Source organism: Streptomyces sp. NBC_00670, assembly GCF_036226765.1.
Taxonomy (GTDB): domain Bacteria; phylum Actinomycetota; class Actinomycetes; order Streptomycetales; family Streptomycetaceae; genus Streptomyces.
This window is the reverse complement of the sequence record NZ_CP109017.1, coordinates 7,560,752-7,583,196: the sequence shown is the minus strand read 5'-3', so window position 1 is coordinate 7,583,196 and position 22,445 is coordinate 7,560,752. Positions and strand designations below refer to the sequence as shown.

Annotated in this window: 21 protein-coding genes and 1 pseudogene; 7 read left to right on the top strand and 15 right to left on the bottom strand. The window is 66.2% G+C overall.

Annotated features, from left to right (window positions below; genetic code table 11):
- The 4 genes from OIE12_RS33465 to OIE12_RS33450 all read right to left on the bottom strand — a co-directional run.
- Window positions 1–773, bottom strand: a 773-nt coding sequence (locus tag OIE12_RS33465; RefSeq protein WP_329141684.1) for a transposase, incomplete at its 3' end; no start/stop codon positions are given.
- Window positions 774–1,131: 358 nt separating this feature from the next.
- Window positions 1,132–4,755 (bottom strand): hypothetical protein, encoded by a 3,624-nt coding sequence (locus OIE12_RS33460; RefSeq protein ID WP_329130304.1) that lies wholly within the window; start codon window positions 4,753–4,755, stop codon window positions 1,132–1,134.
- Window positions 4,755–5,843, bottom strand: a complete 1,089-nt coding sequence (locus OIE12_RS33455; RefSeq protein ID WP_329130307.1) for an IS630 family transposase — start codon at window positions 5,841–5,843, stop codon at window positions 4,755–4,757. The genes OIE12_RS33460 and OIE12_RS33455 overlap by 1 nt, the downstream gene beginning before the upstream one ends.
- A gap of 34 nt (window positions 5,844–5,877) precedes the next feature.
- Entirely contained in the window at window positions 5,878–6,684 is an 807-nt protein-coding gene (locus OIE12_RS33450; protein ID WP_329130309.1) for a hypothetical protein, read from the bottom strand.
- 316 nt (window positions 6,685–7,000) lie between these two features.
- On the opposite strand from OIE12_RS33450, the gene OIE12_RS33445 reads away from it, so the two are divergent.
- Entirely contained in the window at window positions 7,001–8,494 is a 1,494-nt protein-coding gene (locus tag OIE12_RS33445; protein ID WP_329130311.1) for a restriction endonuclease, read from the top strand.
- 110 nt (window positions 8,495–8,604) lie between these two features.
- Here OIE12_RS33445 and OIE12_RS33440 read toward each other — a convergent pair whose 3' ends face one another.
- The gene (locus OIE12_RS33440; RefSeq protein WP_329130313.1) at window positions 8,605–9,096 is read right to left on the bottom strand and encodes a hypothetical protein; all 492 of its coding nucleotides are present in this window, start codon (window positions 9,094–9,096) and stop codon (window positions 8,605–8,607) included.
- Window positions 9,097–9,190: 94 nt separating this feature from the next.
- On the bottom strand, window positions 9,191–9,391 hold the full coding sequence (locus tag OIE12_RS33435) for a hypothetical protein (protein ID WP_067237575.1): 201 nt from the start codon (window positions 9,389–9,391) through the stop codon (window positions 9,191–9,193).
- A gap of 229 nt (window positions 9,392–9,620) precedes the next feature.
- On the opposite strand from OIE12_RS33435, the pseudogene OIE12_RS33430 reads away from it, so the two are divergent.
- The 4 genes and pseudogenes from OIE12_RS33430 to OIE12_RS33415 all read left to right on the top strand — a co-directional run.
- Window positions 9,621–10,832, top strand: a pseudogene (locus tag OIE12_RS33430) (helicase associated domain-containing protein); the annotation flags it as partial.
- Between the two features lie 103 nt (window positions 10,833–10,935).
- Complete coding sequence (locus OIE12_RS33425; RefSeq protein ID WP_329130318.1) at window positions 10,936–12,174, top strand: ABC-three component system protein; 1,239 nt, start codon at window positions 10,936–10,938, stop codon at window positions 12,172–12,174.
- 2 nt (window positions 12,175–12,176) lie between these two features.
- The gene (locus tag OIE12_RS33420; protein ID WP_121709953.1) at window positions 12,177–12,665 is read left to right on the top strand and encodes a three component ABC system middle component; all 489 of its coding nucleotides are present in this window, start codon (window positions 12,177–12,179) and stop codon (window positions 12,663–12,665) included.
- 23 nt (window positions 12,666–12,688) lie between these two features.
- Complete coding sequence (locus tag OIE12_RS33415) at window positions 12,689–14,638, top strand: DUF3732 domain-containing protein (protein WP_329130322.1); 1,950 nt, start codon at window positions 12,689–12,691, stop codon at window positions 14,636–14,638.
- 152 nt (window positions 14,639–14,790) lie between these two features.
- On the opposite strand, the gene OIE12_RS33410 is transcribed toward OIE12_RS33415, so the two are convergent.
- The 7 genes from OIE12_RS33410 to OIE12_RS33380 form a co-directional block, all read right to left on the bottom strand.
- Window positions 14,791–15,111: a hypothetical protein gene (locus OIE12_RS33410; protein ID WP_189718390.1), complete on the bottom strand. Its 321-nt coding sequence runs from the start codon at window positions 15,109–15,111 to the stop codon at window positions 14,791–14,793.
- Between the two features lie 6 nt (window positions 15,112–15,117).
- On the bottom strand, window positions 15,118–15,420 hold the full coding sequence (locus tag OIE12_RS33405) for a hypothetical protein (RefSeq protein ID WP_329130326.1): 303 nt from the start codon (window positions 15,418–15,420) through the stop codon (window positions 15,118–15,120).
- Window positions 15,421–15,561: 141 nt separating this feature from the next.
- Entirely contained in the window at window positions 15,562–16,395 is an 834-nt protein-coding gene (locus OIE12_RS33400) for a hypothetical protein (protein WP_329130328.1), read from the bottom strand.
- A 778-nt stretch (window positions 16,396–17,173) separates the two neighbouring features.
- Window positions 17,174–17,350 (bottom strand): hypothetical protein, encoded by a 177-nt coding sequence (locus tag OIE12_RS33395; RefSeq protein ID WP_329130330.1) that lies wholly within the window; start codon window positions 17,348–17,350, stop codon window positions 17,174–17,176.
- Between the two features lie 82 nt (window positions 17,351–17,432).
- The gene (locus tag OIE12_RS33390; RefSeq protein ID WP_329130332.1) at window positions 17,433–17,588 is read right to left on the bottom strand and encodes a hypothetical protein; all 156 of its coding nucleotides are present in this window, start codon (window positions 17,586–17,588) and stop codon (window positions 17,433–17,435) included.
- A gap of 171 nt (window positions 17,589–17,759) precedes the next feature.
- Window positions 17,760–18,899 carry a hypothetical protein gene (locus OIE12_RS33385; protein ID WP_329130334.1) on the bottom strand — a complete coding sequence of 380 codons (1,140 nt, stop codon included), beginning with the start codon at window positions 18,897–18,899 and terminating at the stop codon, window positions 17,760–17,762.
- 56 nt (window positions 18,900–18,955) lie between these two features.
- Window positions 18,956–19,177 carry a hypothetical protein gene (locus tag OIE12_RS33380; RefSeq protein WP_329130336.1) on the bottom strand — a complete coding sequence of 74 codons (222 nt, stop codon included), beginning with the start codon at window positions 19,175–19,177 and terminating at the stop codon, window positions 18,956–18,958.
- Window positions 19,178–19,365: 188 nt separating this feature from the next.
- Between OIE12_RS33380 and OIE12_RS33375 the strand changes: the two genes are divergently transcribed.
- The gene (locus tag OIE12_RS33375) at window positions 19,366–19,704 is read left to right on the top strand and encodes a hypothetical protein (RefSeq protein WP_329130338.1); all 339 of its coding nucleotides are present in this window, start codon (window positions 19,366–19,368) and stop codon (window positions 19,702–19,704) included.
- Between the two features lie 51 nt (window positions 19,705–19,755).
- On the opposite strand, the gene OIE12_RS33370 is transcribed toward OIE12_RS33375, so the two are convergent.
- Window positions 19,756–20,136, bottom strand: coding sequence for a hypothetical protein (locus tag OIE12_RS33370; RefSeq protein WP_329130340.1), 381 nt, complete (start codon window positions 20,134–20,136; stop codon window positions 19,756–19,758).
- Between the two features lie 162 nt (window positions 20,137–20,298).
- On the opposite strand from OIE12_RS33370, the gene OIE12_RS33365 reads away from it, so the two are divergent.
- Entirely contained in the window at window positions 20,299–21,678 is a 1,380-nt protein-coding gene (locus OIE12_RS33365; protein ID WP_329130342.1) for a hypothetical protein, read from the top strand.
- Here the strand turns inward: OIE12_RS33365 and OIE12_RS33360 are convergent.
- The gene (locus OIE12_RS33360; protein ID WP_329130344.1) at window positions 21,675–22,388 is read right to left on the bottom strand and encodes a TIGR02391 family protein; all 714 of its coding nucleotides are present in this window, start codon (window positions 22,386–22,388) and stop codon (window positions 21,675–21,677) included. The genes OIE12_RS33365 and OIE12_RS33360 overlap by 4 nt on opposite strands.
- Window positions 22,389–22,445 lie beyond the last annotated feature (57 nt).

The following is a 22,445-nucleotide window of genomic DNA, read 5'->3' as shown; positions in this document are numbered from 1 at the left end:
CGGGACTTCGCCAGGACACCGTTGGGGTTGTCCATACGGCGGCGGACATGCACGTGCGGACCCTCCACGCCGCAGCCCACCACGCGGGAGGAGGCCAGCAGATGCATATCGCCGCGGTGCAGCCCGAGCGCCTCACCGATCCGCAGCCCCGTACACGCCAGCAGCGCGATCAGGAAACGGTCCCGGGCACTCGGCGCCGCAGCGATCATCCGGCGGATCTGCTCATCGCTGAGGTCCTCATAGCCCGGCTCGGTGACCTTGAAGCGGAACACGGCCGCCTCGACCTGGCGCCGCTGGCCCGATTCGCCGGTATCGAAGCCGGGCGGGGTGAAGCGCAGCAACTTCGGCTGGGACAGCAACGCCGTCGTAGCGGCCGGCACCCAGCCGTGCACGGCGCCGAACCGCAGGAACTCCCCCACCACCGTCATGACCGCGTTCGCCGTCCCCCGCGACCGGTAACGGACAGCACCGGGCCGCACCTGGTCGGCCCGGTGCTGGACAGGCGTCTCGATCAGCCACCGCTGCAGCCCGGCCAGATCCAGGAAGCCGGGAGTCCGCCAGTCCAGCCCCCGCATCCGGCAGTAACTCAAATACAGAGCGACCCGCCCCGCATATGCTCGCTCGGTGTTCGGCGAACACCCCCGCGCCCGCAACGAAGCCAGGAACGCCACCGCCTCGGTGTGCAGATCGAACGAACCGGCGTCGACCACCACCCACCGCACCACACCGGTTACCGGAGAAACAGCACGCTCCGCCACAAAGTCGACATCCACGTGACAAACACAACCACCAGGCCCAGCGATGCGTACCGCACTCCGCCCAGCACCATCCCCGCAGGTGAGAGCCAGAACAAACGTCCCTCATCTCTGGCTCTCCCTCAGATAATTCTCGGCAAGGCCAGAGCCAGGGATTCGGGTCACGTCCCGCCGAGTGGTGTAGGCGGTCAGCCTTCGCGGCTTCGCAGGTCGCAGCGGTGATGGGCCTGGCTCCCGGACGCCGAGCGGTCCATGCCTTCCTACCGGCTCGCGCGACGGCGCGGGTCGTTGCCGCGCCGGCCGCCAACGGGCCATCCGGACCGGCGCCGTCCGGATGGCTACACCACTCGGCGGGACGCCATCGGGATTCGTCGGGTCAGCGCTCGTTTTCCAAAGCCGCGTTCAACCCGTAGGCGCCTGCTTGCGAGAGTCTGTCGATGATGTCCAGGCATCGGATCCGTTGGGACCTCGGGCTTTGGCGGTAGAGGCGGAGGACCGCCGAGACCAGGTAGTGGCCGTCCGCTGCTCGGTGGGTTCTCAGGTCGCCGAGGTCTTTGCCCGCGTGCTGGACGATGCGCTCGCAGGCGTCAATAGCCACGGCGGGAAGGGGGCCGGTGTGGTCGTAGAGAGCGAAGGCCAGGTGTTCGAGGTGGTCGGGGAACGCGTCGCTATCGAGGAAAGCACTGACGAGTTCGTCGGCTTGCGCAGAAAGCAGGTCGAATGCCTGCCGCATGCCCTGGGAGGCGTTCTTTCGCACGTCAGTGTCGTTGTCGTTGAACAGCGGGACAAGGTGCGGGTAGTGGTCGATGTTGTTGGCGAAGACTGCTGCCGCCCCACGGCGGGCTAGGGCGTTGAGTTCGTGCGTGCTGTTCGGGAGGTCTGGGGTGAGGCATCCCTGGATGGTGGCAACAGCCCAGGACTGGCCAGTGAGGTCGGCCGTATCGCCCGGCCCTTGGAGGGCCCGGGCGAGGTGGGCAGCGAAACGTGAGGGTTCACGGACCAGTGTGTTGATGAGCAGCCGTTGGGTGGTGGTGGCGTTGTAGACGTTGGTGTCCTGGTGGTTCAGGAGTTGTTCAGTGGTGTCCAGCGCAATCTGAGGATCATGGTGCATCAGGGCCAGCGCGGCCTGGGCGGCACAGACTCGTACAGCGAGCACGGGGTCGTTGGCGAGGCGGGTGACTAGGGGCGTCAAGGCGTGCAGGTGCTCACTGCCGTGGAAGAGCAGGGCGGCAACGGTGAGCGCTGCCTGGCCGCGGGTGGCGTTCATGCCGGCGGTCAGCAGATCCGTTCGGGTTCCCTCGGCATCGGCGTCGCGGATGTCCTGCTCGGGGTGGGGATCCGTGGTGTAGCTGTCGAGGGCTGGCAGCGAAGCAGCAGTGAAGTTCTGCGGAGCCGACTGCAGGGCGCGGCAGATTGTGGGCGCGGCGGCGGGGCCGAGGGTCCGGTGGGTGTGGAGAGCCAACTGCTCCCAGCGGTCGGCGTCCAGATGAGGCGTGACCGCCTCCACGATCGCGCACAGGTAGGCGGCCGGTGCGTCGGGGCCAAGCGTGAAGGCGAAGTTGGTAAAGCGCTCGGGTTCCTGTTGCGCGCGGCTGCTCAGCGTCTGGGCCAGTTCATGAGCGCCCCCTTGAGGAGGCCAGGGTCGTTCGGGTTGGGGCTGGGCGTACTTGTTCAGGGCTCGGTGCCACTGTTCATTGGTCATGTGCCGGGCCGCATGGTCACTGATCGGCGAGCCGACGAACCCAGTCTGGATTGGTGTCGGTGGCGACGGGATCTGGCCAGGGAACTTGCGTTCCCATTCGTCGAGTCGGCGGCGTCCGGCGGCACTACGGCGCGAGGGACAGATCGCCGACAGCAACTCGTACTGGCTCCAGCCCCAGGCGCTGCGCTGCCCCTTCTGCCGTCGGTGTTCCCACGCCGGGTAGAAGTCGAGCAGCTTCGCGGTCAGACGTTCCAACGTCTCGTCACTGCAGTGGGGCGTGGTTGCCTCGATGAGTTCACGCGAGGCCCAGCGCGCGCTGCTCAGCCAGCCCAGGCGCAGATTGCGTTCATCGCTCAGGAGCCAGGCGATCGCTTCGTCTGCCTGGTTCATGACGGCGTAGACACGGCAGGTGAGGAAGCGCAGCTCTTGAACCGGTGAGGGAGTCAGTTGCTGCAAGGCGCCCGCTGCGGCGGCCGGGGAGTTGGCAGCCAGGGAGCGCAGTGCTGTGTCGAGGGCGGTCAGCATTGCAGCGTCGACGCCGTGGCCGCCCACAAGGCGGTGAGCCCAACGGCCGCTGGGGGCGTAGGCGTCGGTGCGCCCCGTGCTGCCTGCCGTAGCCACGTCGATGACAAAGGGCAGGACCTGGCTGACGTAGGCTTCCGGTTCGGCCTCCGCGATGCGGGAGAGGACCGTGTCGGCAACCTGCGAATGCGTTGACAAGTGCCCGGATTCGAAGGGGTCACCGGAGCCATCGGCGAGTGCTCGGGCAAGGTGACGCCGCAGATAGGCACCTACAAGACGCGCAGCGGGAGCGGGAGCGGTCTCGGCCAAGCCGTAGAGGAGTGACCAGAAGTCACTGTTCACCGCGATGGGTCCACGCGCCTCGTCCGCATGTCCGCTCTCGATCAGGTCGACGGCGAGGTCGATAAGGCCGGGTGTGAGCGCCCACTCAATCAGCCGCAGAAGCCGCTGTCCCCACTGTGGCGTGGTGCCCACGTAAGGTCGCACAAGCTCCGCAACACGCTCGGGTCGGTGGCGCGCAACGGCCAGCAGTTCAGGGAAGGCAGCATCGGCCCTCTGCGGCGTGCTTAGCCAGCGTTCCCACCTCTGATCGTGGTCGGCGGCGTCGAACCACTGCGGCAGGGCGAGCAGACCTCGTACCTTGCCCGCCACAGGAGCCTGACCCCAAGCGACCGGTTCGACGGCCTTCCAGTCAGGCAGCGCGGCATCGAGCTGCCCAAGGACCGTGATGATCACATCATGCAGGTGCAGGCGGATCCGGTCGGAGCCTAGGAGCCGGGCCACTGTGGCGCGGAAGCGTTCAGGGTCTGTGCCAGCAAGGTGTTCGAGGATCTGCCGGGTCTGAGCGCGACGGAACAGATACTGACCTGAATTGGCCAGGAAATCGTGGATGTCCTCTCCGGCAGAGATGAAGGACCGGGCGAAGAGGAAATCGAAGTACGTATCGTGGAAGAACCCGATCTGTTCCCCGTCGCGCACCAGCACACCGTGCGATTCGAGCACCTTGATGTGCTGGCGGGCGAAACCGTCGAGGAGAGCCATGGGTGCCTGGAGCGTTTCCCGTTCGCTCATGGACGCGCACAGCGTGCCCGTGATCCCCCGCCAGTCCAGCGCGGTGGCCTGTCGCTCGATCTCCTCGCGCCGTTCATCGGTGTAGCGCGCGTACAGCTCCTGCAAAGTCCGATACGAAGCGGCCCGTGCGGAGAGCGACAGCCGGCTGAAGATCGACAGGTGCAACGGAGTTCGCAGCAACTCCAGCGTCACCAGCCCCAGGCTGTCGGGATCCGTCCCGTTGGCGGACAGGACAGCCCGCACCTGTTCCAGGTCCAGGACGCTGAGGGGGAACCGGACTGCCCGAGCGGGGTCTGCGACCAGACGGGACAGCCTCCGGTCGTTATCGATATCAACGGTGCGCGCTACAAGGAGCACCTTGACGTTCGGAGCGATGACCAGCTGCGCAAGTACGTCTTCCACGGCCTCGTAGGCGTCCGACATCCTGCCGTTGTAGGTGCTGACCGCGTCCAGCTGGTCAATCACCAACAGCGCTGGCGCTTCGTCCGCGACCCCGGCCAGCAGCACCGCCGGCGAGTCCGGCAGGGTCATCCTGGTCCCCAGATCCTTGGCCGTCTGCACGCTCGCGTCGGCGCCGTCCATCCGGACCGCGGCCGTCGGCCATCCCTGCTCGGCCAGCCGGACCAGGACGTCGGTGACGACCGCTGACTTACCCAGGCCAGCGCCGCCCTCGCAGACCACGATCTGCGGGCCGTCCTCGGCCACTAGTGTCCTGAGTCGTTAATTCGTGTGCAGTATGCGGCGAGGGTGTCGAGGATGTTGTCGGCGGTCTTCGTCCAGACGAACGGTCTGGGGTTCTTGTTCCACTCGTTGATCCAGCCGCGGATGTCCCGTTCGAGTTCGATGACGCTGCGGTGGGCCGAGCGGCGGAGTTTGCGGGAGGTCAGCTCGGCGAACCAGCGCTCGACGAGGTTGAGCCAGGACGCCGAAGTGGGGGTGAAGTGCAGGTGGAAGCGGGGGTGCCGCAGCAGCCACTTCTTGACCGGTTCGGTCTTGTGGGTGGCGTAGTTGTCCAGGACCAGGTGAAGCTCGAGGTCCTTGGGGACGGCGGCGTCGATGACCTTCAGGAAGCGGAGGAATTCCTGGTGGCGGTGGCGGCGGTAGTGCTGGGCGATGACCGAGCCGGAGGCGATGTCCAGGGCGGCGAACAGGCTGGTCGTGCCGTGCCGGACGTAGTCATGGGTCATCTTCGCCGGCACGGTCGGCGCCATCGGCAGCACCGGCTGGGTCCGGTCCAGGGCCTGTATCTGCGACTTCTCGTCCACCGCCAGGACCAGGGCGTTCTCCGGCGGCGAGAGGTAGATGCCGACCACGTCGCGGACCTTGGTCACGAACTGCGGATCGGTCGACAGCTTCCACGTCTCCACGATGTGGGGCTTGAGGCCGAAAGCCCGCCAGATCCGCGAGACCGCCGACTGCGACATGCCTGCCGACTGGGCCATGGAACGCGTCGACCAGTGCGAATCACCCGTCGGCGGCGTCTGGCCGAGCGTCCTGGCGACCAGGGCTTCGACCTGCTCGTCCGTGATCTTCCGCGGTGCACCCGAACGCGGCCGGTCCACCAGGCCCTCCAGCCGGTCCGCGGCGAACCGGGACCGCCACTTGCGCACCGTCTCCCGCGAGATGCCCAGGTCCTGCGCGACCTCCGCGTTCGGCCGACCCTCCGCACATGCCAGCACGATCCTCGACCGCATCACCAGCGCCTGCGACGCAGTCTGCTTGCGCAACCAGCCCCGCAGCACCCTGCGTTCGTGATCGGACAGCTCCAGCGGCAACGGCTTCGGACCAGGCATCGCCACACTCTACAACCGCACGCGAACTAACGACTCAGGACACTAGGCGCTGATACAACTGCTCCACGTGCGGGCGGGCTGCCATCCCGAACACAGGCTTGTCCCGCCGCACGCGCCGCACAAAGCGCTCGACGGTCCCGGCCAGCGCCGTGAGCGTTCCGGTGTCACCGGCCAGCAGGCGTGGGCGTACTCCCGGCACGGTCAAAAGGTGGCTGCGGATCTGGGAGCCGGTGAGGCGCTGGTGCAAGTGCTCGTCGAGATAGCCGCGCACCTGCCGGACAATCACTTCCGGATCGCCGACGAACAGCAGCTCATACTCGGAGACCACCAGGCGGCGCAGCGCCTCCGGTGAGTAATGCTCCACGTGCACGGCCTGCAGATACCGCCAGCCGACCTCCCGGTCGACCGGCGCCCCGTTCACAGACCAGTTCCCGAGCACCTGTATGAATTGGGGAAGCTGGGCCTTGGTGATGATGCCATCGAACTCGGCGAGTGTTTCGGCGGCCCGGGCCCGCTGGGCAAGATCGTGCAGTTCAGGAGCCCCTGTGGACAGCACGAGGCGCACCTTCTTGCCCCCCGCGAGATGCCCCGTGACGGCCTTGAGGATCTTCCCCGCAGCATCCAGGGTCCACGGCCCCTTCGAGGGGACGTCCTTCACCTGCTCGCACCACGTGCCGTCGGCAGCCTCGAGTTCGAACTCGATCCCGGCGCCCGCCGGCCCCGGCGGCTCCAGGCGGATCCGCGACGCCCGCCCCCGCAGCAACTCCGCCACCCTCAGCGCGGTCCACCAGTCCTCGTAACGATTACCCGCCTTGTCCGCAGCCCCACCCGCCAGCCCCACCCAGCCTCACCCCTCTAGAAAACCGCAAAAGCCCCCTCATTCAGGAGTTCGCGCCCCGCGACCTTACCTCCACCCACCGACAATCAGACATACCAGAATATTGCCTCAAAACATCCACCTGTGTGCTGTCCTCAGCCTGCAGACACGGAGGCCACAGTCATGGATTTGTTCGATGAGCCACTGCCTCAGCGGGACCTTGCAGGACGTCGACGCGTCAGCTCCCCAATTGAGGGCAACAAAAGGCGGACGCCGCGCCTGACACTCGATTCATGCAACTGCCCCAGTCCTCGCCAGAAGTCGAAGCAGAATCACCGACGTGGCCGAGAACTTTGAACCCAAGCTGAACAATGACGCCCTACTGCTCACAGGCGTCAGCGACCTAGCTGACGCGTACACGCGGCTCAGTGCCGCAGGCGATCCGCAACGCCGGGGGAAGGACTTCGAGCACCTACTGCAGCGAGCCTTCCAGCTCGCTCACTTCGAGGTAGAACTCAACCCGAGGATGGCACATCCACGCCAGACAGACTTGTCCGCCCGCTATGGAGACAGCCGGTATCTCCTGGAGGCCAAGTGGCAAGGAGCGAAGGCGGACATGGATGTGCTCGGTGGCCTACGCGACCGCTTGCGCCGGACCAGTCCCGACGTAGTAGGTGTGCTCGTCAGCGTCTCCGGCTTCACCGGAACCCTCGTAGAGGAGGTCAGCCGAGAACGTCAGTCACCGATCCTTCTGGTCGACCAAGAAGATCTGCTGGGCGCGCTTCGGGAGCCGACGACACTGCCCGGACTGCTCAGAGCCAAGCAGGAGGCATTGATCACTCATGGCCAAGTGCATCTCGGTGAGTCTCTTCGGGCACACGCCGCAACCCGTAGGCCAGATCGCGCGCTGCCAGCAAGAGACCTGCATCTCCGCGACGCACGTGGGGAGCAACACCCTTACCTGACTGTTCCGGGCGGCTTCGCTCCCGTGGTGTTCGCTACCGCCGTCACAAACGTGGACTGGTCCTTCGGTCGCGGCCGCGGCGTGTGTATGGACATCCCCATCCAAGCCCATACTGCTGACGACTTGATACGCCTGATCCACGGCCTTGATGAGCTCGGGCTGGCCAGCGCACGTCCCACCTGGACCCTCCAGCAGAACGACACCTCATGGTTCGGAATCGGCGCCGGTGAACTCATACAGGCATTGGACAACGCACAGCAGCGTATGGCGGAGCCGGCTGCCCCGCACCACAGCGAGCAGCTCGTGTACTGCGACACCACCCTGGGTGGTCTCTACACACTGACGGCAATCATCGCTGCGGCTGAGCCGTCACCCACCGGCCAGCGACCGGACGAGTGCGCCCCCTCGAGCGGCCAAGGCGACAGAACGCCGGCACCCCTCCTGGTCTCGCAGTGCCAACTTTCCTTCCAGCTACCTGGCACTCCGCTGGATGCCACAGCCCTGCGTCACCTCCACGACCGATTCGGAGCGACGCACAACGTCTACTTCCGCCACTTGGACATCACGGCGATCAAGATCAGCTGGCTTGATCAGCAACCAGCAGACCCACTGGCCACCATCGTGGAGCACGACCCAATCACAGGCCAAGACTTCGTCGTCGGCCTCGTCGTGCACGATCACTACTCCGTGAACAGCAAGCACGCCGTGCTCGAAGGCTGGCCGCTAGAACTCCAGGAGAGCGGGTTTCTGGTGTGCGCCTTGGCGGATCACCATCCCGTAAGTCGCCCACCAGAGAGCTACTGGCTGGAAGCCGTGCACACCGCCCACACGTCCGACCTAGCCGTAGCAACGATCCGGGCCAGATGGTGACCAGCGTCAGCTCCACGACGGATGAGCAGGGACAGACACTGCCGCAAGCAGGACCCGCTGGCTGGTGAAGGCCAGCAGCCAGTGGGTCCTGCTCACTCAAGCCCAATTGCCTAGGCGGTCTTCCTCCGCCCTGGACTCCGGTCCCACCTAGCGGCAAAAGACCGGATGGACTCAGCGGTGAAGACCGGACCGGCACCAGTGCGGCCAATCGGTCGCGGGAAGTCAGGATGATTACCGTCCAACTGGGCAACCCGCTGGCGGGAAACATCCAGTTCCTCAGCCGCTTCCCTGTACCCCATGAGCTCCTGCTCCCTGGGGTAGTCCCGCTCCGCGTTCGCCTGCTCAGCAGTAACCACGCGCAGGTCGATCAGCTGAGGCTCGTGACTCATCGCAGCCCCCAGCCCCTCAACCGCCGTATTAAGAGCCTTGTGCGCAGCCTCTACCAAGCTGGGCGCGTCCAGGCGCCACAGAAGGTGAAGACGCTGCCCGGCAGCCTCGTGCCTGATGACGCCAGCAAAGTGCCGATGCAACTCTTCGTATTGCTCATCCCGGAGGGCGCGGACAGCACCCACGGTTACAGATGCCCGCCATTCCTGTTCCATGCTTCTCTCCTTTCCTTCCATCTGTTTCGTTCTGCGGTGTGCGCGGATGGACAGGTACAGGGGGCCAGGCCTTCTGGCCCCCTTCTACACCTGGCTAGCCCTCGTCCGGGAAGACCAAGCCTGCGCCTCGCAGCGCCGAGATCAGATCGATCCACTCACCCGTGCCGTCCGGCTCGTGACCGATCGTGATCATGGTGCCGTTCCGGGAGAAGAACCAAGATCCCTGCAGGCTCTGCCTGCTCTCGAATCCCTGACGGTCCAGCGCCGCGAGGAGCACTTCCATCCGATTTGCCATGTCGATACCACCCCCAAACCTTGCGCGTGTCAAGAGATAATCTCGGGCAACCTACTCAGAAACCTTGCTCCTGGCAAGTGGATCAAGAGTTCCGCGCGCACCTCTCCGGCCGGCCCGTCTCGTACAAGGATCGAGGCACATGCCACGGAGCTGCACACAGCACTCGGACACCGAGATATCAGCAGGTCAGAAGGCCAACAAACACTCCCTACAGCTGCACCACCTGTAGATAAAGGGCCTGCGCAGCCACGATGAGCGCCTGGTCGAGCAGCTCGCCTCCCGCGCGCTCACCAGCGGCAAGCGCAAGGTGCACCTCCGGCGTGACGAGGACGGGCAGATCGTCGGGGCCGACGGAGAGGGCGACGGCGAGGACCAGGAGGACGACACGCAGGCCGCCGCCGAAGCAGCGCTGCTCCACTTCTCCAGCCCGCGCGACGCGGCCACGATCGCGGCGTTTCTGCGCACCCGGGTCTACCGGCCGGAGTCCCTGGTGTGGCTGGAGGGCTACCAAGCCCTGATCCGCTGGCGGGCGGAGAACAAGATCACCGGCCTCTACGCCGTGCCCTACGACGTCGAGGTCGAGGTCGGCGTCACCAAGGACTCCCCCCTCGGGCGGTGGGTGCACCAGCAGCGCAAGGCACTGCGCGCCGGCGAACTCGATCCCCACCGCAAGGAACTGCTGGACGCCCCCGAGGCCGGGATGGTCTGGGAGCCAGGCGAGGAAGCATGGGAGACCAAGCTCGCCGCACTGCGCTCCTACCGGCGGGCCACGGGACACCTTGCCCCGCGTCAGGACGCCGTGTGGGGCGAGGGCGAGGCGATGGTGCCGGTCGGGCAGCACATGGCCAACCTCCGGCGGAAGGGCGCGAAGAACGGCCTGGGCAAGGACCCGAAGCGGGCGGAGCAGCGTGCGGAGCAGCTCACCGCGATCGACCCGGACTGGGACTGCCCGTGGCCCCTGGACTGGCAACGCCACTACCGCGTCCTCGCCGACCTCGTCGACGCCGACGGCCACCTGCCCGACATCGCCCCCGGCGTGCTCATGGACGGCGATGACATCGGACGGTGGCTCCAGCGGCAGAAACAGCCGGGCACCTGGGCGCAGCTGTCCACCGAACAGCAGGACCGGCTGTCCAAGCTGGGCATCAAACCCACCGAGGCGCAGTCTCCTGCCCCGGCAACCAAGGGTGCAACAAAGGGCCAGAGCAAGGCGCAGCAGGCATTCCAGCGCGGCCTCGCGGCCCTCGCGCAGTGGGTGGAACGGGAAGGCGTGCACCGGCCGGTCCCGCGCGGCCATGGTGAGCTGGTCGCGGTCGACGGCGAGACGGAGCCGGTGCTCGTAAAGCTGGGCGTATGGGTATCGAACACCCGGGCGAGGCGGGACAAGCTCACCCAGGAACAGCTCGACGCCCTACGGGAGCTGGGTGTGGAGTGGGCATAGAGGTTGCGCACAGGAATCGGAGCCAGCGGAGATTCGCACCGATGTGCGATCTTATGAGTGTGTATTGATCCAGTTGCAGGCTGTCTCTAGAGTGACGCGCATCGTGACAGAGAAGATGCCCCACTCAGCGGCTGGCCAGATGCTGGGCTACCTCTACCAGTGCGAGTGGGCGTTGGTGGAGCTGGCGCAGCGGTGGTTCAAGGACGCCGAGGCCACCCTACGCATGGAGATGCTGGACGACATTGACCTGCTGCACGGGTCAGTTCCTGTCGAGCTTGTGCAGTCCAAGCATCATGGCGGTCAGGGCGAGATCGGCTCCACCAGTGCTGATCTGTGGCGTTCTATCAATTCCTGGTGCGATGCCTTAGAGATCCTCGGGGACGCGCCGCTGCCGCTGCTCCGCTTGGTCACCACGCAGCAGGTTTCTGCCGGGAGCCTCCTGGAGAAGCTGCGCGCCGAGCCGCAGACGCGCGATGTAGCCGCAGCTCTAGCAGCTCTTGAGGAGCTAGCTGGTGATGCCGAGGGTCCGAAGACGACACGCCCTTGGCGGGAGCGCTTCCTCCGGTGCACTCCGGTGGTCCGGGAGGCTCTGGTGGGCCAGATCGTCGTGGACGATCTGGCGCCTCGAGTGTCAGAGGTGGACTCTAAGCTCCGTGAAGTGATCGGCGTATGGAAGACGGATCAGGGCCAGAGCCAAGAGATCCTGGAGGAGCTAAAGGGCTGGTGGTGGGGGGTCTCCAAAGAGATGCTCGACCGCTCCAACCCCATCCGGAGAGACACTGTTTCCGCCGAGGAACTGCGCACGAAGATCGACTATGTGATGAGCAAGTACGCGCAGACCTCGTTGCCCATCAGCGACCGGCTGGAACGGCTCACCGAGGACGAGGTGGCCCGGTACAAGGACCGCGTCTTCGTTGCCCAGCTCCAGCTCCTGAAACTGGGGCGCCGAAGCATCCGATTCCATCTCGGCGAGTATCACCACGCATGGACCCATCGATCTCGCTGGCTCCACCGTCACTACGTCGCCCAGAGCGAACTCGACCAGTTCGAGTCAGATCTCCGGCGTGAGTGGGAGCAGGTGTTCTCCAAACTCGCCGACGCCTATGACGCTGGCGAATACGGGGACGATGCGGTCAAGGCCGGTGTGGACATTCTGGACAAGGCCATGGCTGCCGTAGAAACACTGCGGCTGCGTCCGCAGGTGGAGAAGCGATGGGTCGCCCGCGGCACGCTTCACGCTTTGGCCGATCTGGCTACGCAGGACGACGAGCCGGTGGGCTGGCATCCCGACTTCGAGAACCTGCTGTCCCAGTCGTCTGATACTGCTGACAGGGAGGAATAGCCATGTCGGCTCCCGCGCGTCAACTCCCTGAAGCTGCAGCGCTGTTCAATCCCGCTTTCGGGGCGTATGTGCTGGCGCACTGTGTAGCGGCCCACATGGCAGCAGGCCCCAGTCTGCCTCTCCCCTTGCCGAGCAGTTTCCTGGTCCTTCCCCTGGTGCTGCCGCCGGACTCCCGCGCCGCGCTCCCGAGAGATGTCCGCACGCCGCTGGCCAGCTGGCTGGCTGATAATCCGATCCAGCGCGCGTCATACCCGCACCGCGCCGCCTCGCTAACGGATTACACCCGCGCGTCCCAGCGGTTCGGCGTCCGGCACAACGTGTTGACGGTGCATTCCAGCGGCCTCGCAGTGACCAGACAGCCCAGGCGTCCCAACGCGAACAGTCATGGAGCGGAGCTCGTCGACTGCACACGCGCTGCGGCCCTCGTTGGCCGCTGGCTTGCAGCGACATCGCCTGCTACCGCATTCGCCCTGCTCGGGGTCCGCCCCTAGCTCTCCAAGGAAGCCACCTCAGCATGCATCTGCTCGCTCTTGCCCTGTATCACCGTGATGGCAGGCAAGCACCGCGCACCATTACCTTCAAACCCGGAGCCTTGAACATCCTCACCGGAGAGTCCGAGACCGGAAAATCGGCAGTCCTCGACATCATCGAGTACTGCTTGGGACGGCAGCACATTTCGCTGCCAGAGGGCGTGATCACTCAGACGGTGGGCTGGTACGCGCTGCTCGTACAGATCGGTTCGACGCGCCTGCTCCTGGGCCGGCCCCGACCAGCGGGAGCCTCCACCAACAAAGCCATGCTGATCATCGGCGACCACACGCTCGAGCTGCCGGCAGGCGACCGTATGAGAGCGAATGCCGACACGGACGCGCTACGCGCAGAGCTCAGCGCTCGCCTGGGCATCGACGACTTCCGCTTCGAACCTCCGGCGGGCGCCGAACGCTACGCGTTCAATGTCTCTATTGCCCAGGCCGTTTACCTGTGCCTGCAAAAGCAGACCGAGATCGCCAACCAGCAGCTGCTGTTCCATCGCCAGTCCGAGCCCGGCATGGCGCAGATGATGAAGGACACGCTGCCGTACTTCCTCGGTGCGGCCGGACCGGAACAGGCCGCACGCCAACGACAGCTTGCGGAGGCCACCCGGGCACTGCGGCGCGTCCAGCGACAGGTTGATGAGAGCCAGCGGGACAACGAATCCGCGAACGCCGCCCTGCACGGCCTGGCCCGCCTTGCCCAGGAGGCAGGCATGGTCCAGGGTGTGCCAGAGCGCGCATCGGCAGCCGAACTGAGTGTCCTGCTGCGCGAGGCGGCGGACACAGTCGTTGATCCATCGGCGCCTCCGGTGTTCGGCGAAGACGGGATGCAGGAACGCCTGGCTGCGGAGCGACAGGCGCTGAGGGAACAACTTCACGACCTCAACGAGGCCGGGGCCCTTCTCGACTCGTGGCAGCAGGAGAGTCAGGCGTTCACCGGTGAGCTCCACACCCAGCTCGGCCGCCTTACGTCTCTGCAACTCCTCAGTCCCGAAGATGCAGGGGCGCCCGAGGTCTGTCCTCTGTGTAATCAGGCCTTGGAGGAGCCCGACCCCGACATCGAGCAGCTCAACGACCTCACGCGCCGTCTCCAGTACGAGCTGACCGACGCAGAAGCACTACAGCCATCGCGGACCCGTCACCGTCAGGAACTCAACGAGCAGATCGCAGACGTTCGCCGGCGCCTCCAGGCCAATGCCTCAGCGCTCCAGGCCCTGCAGGCCAGTAACCGCCGTCTCCAGGAGATCAATGACCAGCACGCGCGGCAGGCTCACGTGCAAGGACGCATTCTCCAGGAACTGCAACGAACTACGTCGCAGTCGGCAGACGAATCTGGATCGCTGCGCCGTCAGGCGGCTCGTATGCAGGAGCGGATCGCAGAACTGCAGGAACTCGTCGATGCCGACGATGTGAGGGCGGAAACGGAAAGCCGCCTCAGCCGTATCGCACTGGACATGACGGACTGGGCCCGCGAGCTGGATCTCGAGCATGCAGACGAGGCTGAAGAAGTACGCATCAGCCTCTCCCTCCTCAACGTCGTCCTGCGCACGGAAACTAGTCGCATCCCCCTCACCCGCATCGGCAGCGCGAAGAACTGGATCGGGTACCACCTCGTAGCGCACCTGGCCCTGCACACCTACCTGCTCAAACACCAGCGACCCGTCCCGCACTTCATCATGTTCGACCAGCCCACCCAGGCCTTCTTCCCCGAAGAAGTCCATGACGTAGGCGCCCTCACCGACGCCGACTGGGAAGCAGTACGCAGCTACTTCACCCTTATGCGAGACGTCGTCAACCGCAACGGCCAGGGACTGCAGATCATCGTGTGCGATCACGTGAACCTACGAGACGATTGGTTCCGCGACGCCGTCATCGAAAACTGGCGCCAAGGCAAAGCCCTGATCCCGACGGACTGGATCATCGAGGCATAGACCTGGCCGTAGCTCCCCATGAGTCTCGCGTGTGAGACCTGAGTTCCACGCACGAAGGACCAATGTGAGCCGCTCCTGGTGGCCGGGGCGCGAAGGTATGCCGGGCGTCAGGGCCGCTGAGGGATGGAGCGTCGCTCGTCCCACTGGTGCCCCTACGGGTGGGGGCCGATGACGAGGACGGTGATTACCGAGATGGTCTCGCCCGCCGCGTTCTTCTCGTCCGGCCCGTACATCCAGTAGATGCGCCAGGCGCTGGGGTTGTGGTTCTCCACGTAGGAGTCCCAGACCTTCTCCGAGGCGTACCCGGGGAAGTTGTCGTACTGGTGGGAGTGCAGGCCGGGGTGGCGCGGGTTGGCCTGCAAACGGGCGAGTGCGTTGTTGACCTTCTTGAGCTTGGCCGGGTCGGCCTTCGAGCCGACGGTCAGGCGGTTGAGGGTCTCGTCGGCGTCTTCGGTGAAGCGGAGGCTGTGCACCTGGTTCTAGTCCTCGTAGTCCTCGTCGAGGTAGTGCGAGAAGTCGCCGCGGTCGATGGTCTTGCCGGCCTTGGCCTGCTCGATCCCGGTGCGGATGCGCTCGGCGAGGTGCGGGTCGTTCCACACCTGCATCTCCCGCTCCGGGATGGAGACGACCGGGGTCAGCAACAGCACGCCGTCCGGGTTGCTCTCGACCCGGTACCGGCGGCCCGGACGGGCTCCGGCACGGCCGAGGGAAACTCGTCCGCGGCTGTCGACCTCAGTCTCGGCGACGGTCTCGAACTCCTCGCGCTCGTGAATGGCGGTCATGTGCATGCTCCCTCGGTTCCGCCGGAAGGCTCTCCACGGCTCATGCCTCCTACGAGCGGGAGGCACGCCTTCCGGCGCTTAGCACCAAGGTACCCTCATTCGGGAAAGTGGGTAGTTCCCACTTTCGTGTTTCTCCTCTCCTCAAAGTCCAATGGCTTCGGCACCACCCGAGGCCTCGATGGCGTTCTCCGTGGAGGCCGCCTTCTTCCGCGCGGGGCGTGCGATGAACGGGTCGAGCAGCACGTAGCGATTGACCTCGGCCGTCCCGGTCGGGCTGAGAGGGGCGGTGATGTAGGCCTTGTGGACCTGGAGCACGCCCTCCTTCGCCAGCTCCCGGAAGCCGCGCTCGGCGGTATCAGGCGACCACCCGTACCACTCCTTCATCCGCTCAGTCGGAAGTTCGAAGAAGGCCGGCTCGCAGCTGGCCGTCAGCAGCATGGCCAGGGCCGGGAGGCTGAGCTTGTCGATCAGGCCAGTACGCCAAAGCTCGAACGGGATCTTCAGGTAGGCGTCGCGGTTCTGGTTGCCGGGCCGGGTGTACGGGTCGAGGCTTCCGTCCTCGCGCAGCAGCGTGACCTGGATGTCCCAGGTTCCCTTGGGCCGCTCATAGGTGATCAAGCGGCGTTCCTCGAGGCGCTTGAGGACCTTGGTCACCGCCGTGCGGGCGGAGGCCGGCGTCGCGTTCTCCGTGGTGCCGAAGGCCCTGGCCCACACCCCGCCGGGGAGGGTGGTGCTCCACCCCGACTCAGCGGTCTCGGCGCTGGTGACCGCGACGATGAACAGATATGCGCGCAGGCCGCGCACGTCTCCATTGGTGACGAACTCGGCCAGTCGGCTGGACCGGTCCGCCTCGTCGCGCTTCTTCTGCACGAACGCCCGCCGGATGGGCGCGAAGTCACGCGCGGCCCTCTCGAGGAGGGCTTCCCGCGTCTCGGCGGGGGAGGCGACCGGCTTCTGGGATGTCTGCTGCTTCACACCACAGACCATGCCGGACGGGCGCCCCGCAGGACAAACAATCCAGCTTCCGTAGTTCGGACGCTGTAGCGGGTGTCTGGAGGATTACGAGTGACGATGACATGTGACGATGACAGTGACGAGATCAATGTCTAATGACACTAGTAGGTGGAGTCCAGAAGGCGCAGCGCTGAACCCGTGGGTCCCCAGCGCGGGAACCATCCTCCGAGGCAGAAACTGCCGCCCGCTTCGCCAGAAACCCGCGAAGGACCCTTGCGGGGGCCCAGAGGACCCTTCCCGCCCCCGAAACGTGCCCTCCTCCATCGGGCCCGCACAGGGGCCCTGCAGCTGCTCCAGCCGCCCAGACAGCGCGGCCGAAGGCGGACAGGATGCCGGTCTCCCTCGCGGACCGATCGTCCGCAGGGCCGTCCGTCCCGAGCGCCCGAGGCCTTGCGCCGCGGAGGTCGCCCCGGGTGCTGGCGGAGCTGAGCTCACCCGGCAGGCGGGCGTGGCGTGGATCTCCCGGACGGTGCCGATCAGGTCGGGGAAGCGGCCCTCGCGGCGGGATCGGGCGAGCTGCGCGGACAGCCGCCGGTACATCGGCGCGGCGTGCGGCAAGCGCGCCCTCGGAGACCAGGCGGTACATCACCTGGCGCAGCGTGACGCCGCCCTCGTAGCTCTCCACGATCTCCCGGGCCCGGTCCACCACGGCTGGCCACCGGATCCGTTCCGACGCCATCCGTACTTGTACTTGTACCCATCGCCGCCGCCGTGGCGTAGCCGGGCCGGGAGGTCCTGCTCAGGCGTGGCTGCCCGCCGGCTCCCACAGCGGGCGAGCACGTCCGGTCCCGTCGCAGTGGAAACAGCGGCCGCCGCCCGGTGTGCTCCGGGCACCGATGGTGCCGGAGGCGTGCAGTGCGTGCCACAGGTCGCCCGGCAGATCCTGCGGTCCGGTCTCTTCTCGGCTGCGTCTCATACGGCTGGTGTAGGGCCTCCGGTGAGCTGCCCTCGTCGATGGGGCCGCTCGCCGGGGGTCAGCGGGCCTGGGCGCGGGCGCTCTACTGCCCCTGCAGCCGGCGGAGCATGATGCGGCAGTACTCGGCCAGTGGCCGGTGCTGGTCCTTGTCGATGACCAGAGCGACCGTATCCGTACCTGCATTGGTGTCGTGCGGCGCGGATGTCGATGACGATGCAGCCGGGGCGGTGTCGTGCACGCCGTCGACTGCGAAGGGGGGCTGGCAGGCGCGCCGGTTCTGCCGCTGGACCGGACAGTTGACGCCGCCGAGGTGCCGGGGTTCGACTGTGCTCGCTGTGCGGCGCCGCCGCCGGGCTTGACCCGGTCCTGAAGGGCTTCGACCACGGGTTCGGGTGATGGTGTGCGAGGGTCAGCCAGCGGTCCGGGACGCAATGAGCCGGTTGGTGAGTTCCACCGTTCCGAGGTACCACCAGAAGATCCAGTCCAGGAACGCTTCGTCGTAGTCGCCGCGCTGGTCTGCCTTGCGGTGGCGCAGGTCGTAGCGGTTGGCGATCTCGAACAGCGCACCTTCGTCCTTGCCGAGCTTGTCCTTGAGCAGGGCGCGGCGTTCCTCGAGGATGCCCGCCAGGGTGACGATCGCCGACCGCTTGCTCTCCACCGTCGTGTCCCGGCCGCGGAACAGGGCGATCGCGTGGCGGACCCGGGCCGTGATGTCTGGGGCGCTCTCGTTGAACGCCCGGTGCACCAGCGAGCTGCGGGCGTCGTCGGTGACGGCGACCAGGCGCCCGAGGTCCTCGCCTTCGGCAGCCAGCTCGTACTCGATGCTGGCCTCGCGCAGCAACTCGTTGACCCTGCCCCGGTACAGGACGCGGGCGGGCCCGTTGTGGAACTCCGAGTGGTGCCATCCGCAGCCGCTGTAGGAGTGGTAGCGCCGTATGCGAGGGCGGCTCACCAGATCGTGGAACACCTCGATCAGCCCGTAGAAGGTGTCTTCGTCCCACGTCTCCGGTGTCAGAGGCCACAGATCAGGGATGCCCAGGCGCCTGTCGATCACCTCAGAAGCGTCGGGCAGCTCACTGTTATCGTCGACGCATTCCTCGCCGAACACCTCAACCAGATAGCCCTTGTTTTCAAACTCACCGACGAGCCGTGCGAAGTCACGCCGTGTGTCCCGTGGAGTGCTGCCGTCATGCGACAGCCCACGGCCGCGGCGCTGCGGCCAGTATGGCCGGGGAGCCGCCGCCTGCCGGAGCTCCCCCGCCCGGTGGACCAGTTCGGTGAACCACTCCCGTTTGCCCATCCCGGGCTGGCTGTCCCAGCCTGGAGTGGTGGACGACCAGGGGGCGTCCGTGGGCACATCACGGTCTGGCAGCTCCTCGAAGTCCGCGACCGCGGTGGTGCCGGCCAGGGCCTCGGTGATGATCCAGGTAGCTCTGTCTACCCATGAAGAGTCCGAGGTGCGATCCGATGCGCACAGGATGCGCTCGCCTTCAGACGCGAGTAGCTCTGCGGGCCAGAGGAGTTCGTAGTTACTGAGGTCCAAACTCACCGCAACATCATCACTTATCAGGGATGTGTCACGGGCCTGAGTGATGGATTCCCGTCTCAGCCTCGGATGAGGTCCTGAAACTGAGGACATCCGACGGCATGCCACTCCCTGACGAGGACTTCCCCGTCCACAATCACGACCTCGGCGTGCCATGGCAGGCAGTCGTGGCACGCATGGATCTCGTACGAGTTGCCGTTGTCGTCGAACGCCTTCAGGTCGACGGAGCCGACGGGCGCCCGGTAGGTGACGTCCTGCTGCGAAACGGGGCGTTCTGTCATGTCGGCCAGTATCTACGTGCTGGAGCTGTGGGCTCTCATGGCGTTGGTTACACGAGTTCCTCGAACGTGAGCTGCTGCAGGACCATGACGAGCGGCGCCGACGGCTGTCAGTGGCGTGCTGTAGCTTGATCGTTAGGCGCGGGGCCTGGGCGGTCGGGGTGCGACCGCTGGAGAGTCCAGGAGGACTCGTGCCCATAGGACGCGTCAACGCCGCGAAGTTCATCGCTCGTCTTCTGCCAGAACCGCACGAAACGGATTTCGGCGGCGAGCCCGCCCACCGCCTACTGACCACCGCTCACGCCGACCGGGTTTGCCCACCGTCCGGCCACAGCATCGGCTGGACGGACTGCTACGCCAGCGCGGACATGCTGCCTCTGCCCGACAAAGCGGATCTGCTGCTTGAGCCGAACGGCGAGCCCAGGTCGATTCCGCATCATCTGGTTGGCGAGGCACGTGAGCTGGCGGACTGGGCCGGCCGCCAAGCGGCGCGGATCCGTCGGGAAGCTCACCATCGCGGACTTCGCTGAAGCCGCTCGTAGTCCAGCACCCGCCCTATCCCGGGGCGGGCGTTCGCGTACTCAGTCCCCGTATTCGCGCACTGACCAGCCGTCTGGCACTTCGCGGACTTCAAAGCCTGGCGCGATGATCTGGTGCAGTGTTTCGCCGTCGGTCCAGTCGTGGAGCGTGTCGGCAAGAGTGGTTATGAGCGGCTCGTCCACGTTGTCGAAGAGGATGACGGGCTCGACGGCCAGTTGGTGATCGGTTCGCCGCATACCGTCGACGGGAGTGGCCCAGCCGACGATTGGCATTACCAGGATCATGCCGTCGTCGGGACATTTGATCGCCACTCGCCACCCGTCCGGGGCGGCAGCGAAAGGGAACACGACTGCGGTCATGACGACAGACTCTAGCCCTGCGGTTTCGGGCAGCTGCCCGGGCATGACGGGCACGATGTCCATGCCGCTGCACCCGTCGGCCCCGAGCTTCTCCTTCCGCCGTTCAGAGGACGCCTTTGAGCAACGCGGAGCGAAACTCGACCTCCGTACTCAAAGGTTTCGAACATGGCTCCGGCGGCCCGGAAAACGACAGCAGGGGAACGCAGTGATCGCCACACTTGCAGGATGAGCTTGTTCCACACCGACTCCTACAGCCCCGACGACATGGTGATGCACCCTCGCCATCAGGCTATGCAGCCGGTCCTGGTCCAGCTCATCCAACAGCTCCGCGCCTGCGAGTCGGTGGAGGCCGGGGCGGATTTTCAACGGGACCTGCTCACGTGCCTGCTGGAGGTGGAGAAGGACCGCTGGGAGTTCAAGCGTGCCGTCACCCGGATGCGCAACGGCAAGCAGCCGCACCGGGAGGTCCCGGAGCTCCAGTCAGGCCGCGACCCCGCTGACATCGCGACCTGGCGTTTCGAGCACGACGTGTGCGAGAGGCTGGCCCGTCAGTTGCGTTCAGTCGGTGACGCGCTGGCCTGGCGCGTCTTCGGCTTCCACCGCCCGTTCATCCTCGCTCTGTGCCGCAACCAGTCGCCCGGCCCGATGTACGGCAAAGCGGGCCTGCCGGCAGAACTCGAACACTTCGAGAGGGCCTGCAAGGAGGACGGCGCTTTCGCACTCCTGCACGACCTGACCAACTGCCTGCGCATCGGCGACATCACCGTATGGGACGGCGTGCACCCGCCCCGAACAGAAGAGATCAAGACCAACCCGAAGAACAGCAGGAGCGCGCAGCTACGGCGGATCAACCAGGCCCGCGCGGCTGTGCTGGACGGCGGCCCGCTTCCAGGGGACAACGCCTCCGAACTCCTCTACGACCTGAACCTGCCGCTGCGCACCCACCTGGACGTGCTGCGCGACGCCCTGGAGCGGGCCGCAACCGACGGCATCTACGCCACCCCGGTGCCCGGCAGCCGGGCCCTGTTCGTCGTCGACCAGTACGCATGCGCCCAGCACGGCATGTCTTCCAAGCAGTTCAACGAGCGTCTTCAGCATGCAGCCGCCACCGCCCTGCAACGGGCGGGAATCGCGGCCGGCCGCGAGGACCACAACGTCCACGCCACCAGCCTCGACAGTACGGCACGCGACCCGCTGCGGGTGCCCTGGGCGAACTATCCACTGCATCCGGTGGCCTGCGCCCGGCTGATCGGCGACTACGCCGTGGCGACCGTGGAGACCTCCGGTCCGGTACTGACCCGCCTGCTACAGGCCGCCGGCCTGGACGCACGATGGGTCCGCCCGCCGGGCAATGCGGACCTCCAGCAGGGCGAGGTCATCATGGAGATCCACCAGCAGGAACAGCTGCGGTCCGTGGCACTTCCTGGCAGCCTGACGATGACGCCGGGATGGACGCTGCAGATGCGCCGATCCGAGCTGGACCGCTATCTGATTGAGCTCCTGCAACCAGGCTCGTGGGTCGCGGGTATCAAGGACGTCCTCGCCGCACGGCAGGCCGGGCGGCCGTGGCCTCACTACCGCAACGAGCACGAAATCTGGGTCTAGGTGGCGCGCTCCACAGCGCACTGCTCGATCCAGCGGGCGAGGACGCTCAAGGTCGCCAGGTGCTCCAACGCTTCCTGTTCGGTCCAGGTCACCTCATCCTCGTGCGCGGCGACGTTCCGCAGGGCGAGGAAGGCGCCGGCCGCGAGGTACTTGGCGCCTTCCTGTCGGGCGCGCCACGTAGGTGTGTTGCGGTCGCCGTCGAAGCGCAGGCGTGGTTTCCCTGCGGCGGGTTCCTTCATGTCGAAGGCCTGCATGCACAAGTCCGTCTCGCCGATGTCGTGACGTCCCAGCTTCTGCTGGAGTCGGCGGTTCACAGTGCGGGCAGCAGCCAGGACGGCGTCCTGCCGGGCCTCTGCGCCCCACAGTGGGGCGGCCGGCTCCCACACCCAGGGGTGGAACTGGTCAGCGGGCAGGGTGGGGGCATCTGGTACGAGCCGGGCGGCCCATTCGTCCATGTCCGCCAGGATGCCCAGGCCCCGATGAACCTCGTTGCGGGCCATGTCTTCGCCTGCCATCTGATCGAGATTGATCTTTTCGGCAAGCTGCGGGTCCAGGAGCCGCAGGATCTGCTTGACCGTGGGCTCTGCGCGGTGCAGCTGTTCATACAACGCCGCATCGCCTATGTAGTCGCCGGGCCCTGTACTTCGTTCGTAGCGCAGGGCCAGGTCGTCGAACGCCTCAAGCCGCTGTCGCATCCAGTCTCGATCCACGGGCCGCATCCTAGTAGTGCTTCGTTACGTTGAGTGATCTCGGCTGGTGGTGGGCAG

Excerpts from the sequence above, each read along its gene's own strand:
- OIE12_RS33420 (WP_121709953.1), top strand. The coding sequence starts at position 12,177 with ATGTCGGCTCCCGCGCGTCAACTCCCTGAAGCTGCAGCGCTGTTCAAT.
- OIE12_RS33415 (WP_329130322.1), top strand. The coding sequence starts at position 12,689 with ATGCATCTGCTCGCTCTTGCCCTGTATCACCGTGATGGCAGGCAAGCA.
- OIE12_RS33455 (WP_329130307.1), bottom strand. The coding sequence starts at position 5,843 with ATGCCTGGTCCGAAGCCGTTGCCGCTGGAGCTGTCCGATCACGAACGC.
- OIE12_RS33380 (WP_329130336.1), bottom strand. The coding sequence starts at position 19,177 with ATGACAGAACGCCCCGTTTCGCAGCAGGACGTCACCTACCGGGCGCCC.
- OIE12_RS33365 (WP_329130342.1), top strand. The coding sequence starts at position 20,299 with ATGAGCTTGTTCCACACCGACTCCTACAGCCCCGACGACATGGTGATG.
- OIE12_RS33395 (WP_329130330.1), bottom strand. The coding sequence starts at position 17,350 with ATGAGACGCAGCCGAGAAGAGACCGGACCGCAGGATCTGCCGGGCGAC.
- OIE12_RS33440 (WP_329130313.1), bottom strand. The coding sequence starts at position 9,096 with ATGGAACAGGAATGGCGGGCATCTGTAACCGTGGGTGCTGTCCGCGCC.
- OIE12_RS33405 (WP_329130326.1), bottom strand. The coding sequence starts at position 15,420 with ATGACCGCCATTCACGAGCGCGAGGAGTTCGAGACCGTCGCCGAGACT.
- OIE12_RS33435 (WP_067237575.1), bottom strand. The coding sequence starts at position 9,391 with ATGGCAAATCGGATGGAAGTGCTCCTCGCGGCGCTGGACCGTCAGGGA.
- OIE12_RS33370 (WP_329130340.1), bottom strand. The coding sequence starts at position 20,136 with ATGGACATCGTGCCCGTCATGCCCGGGCAGCTGCCCGAAACCGCAGGG.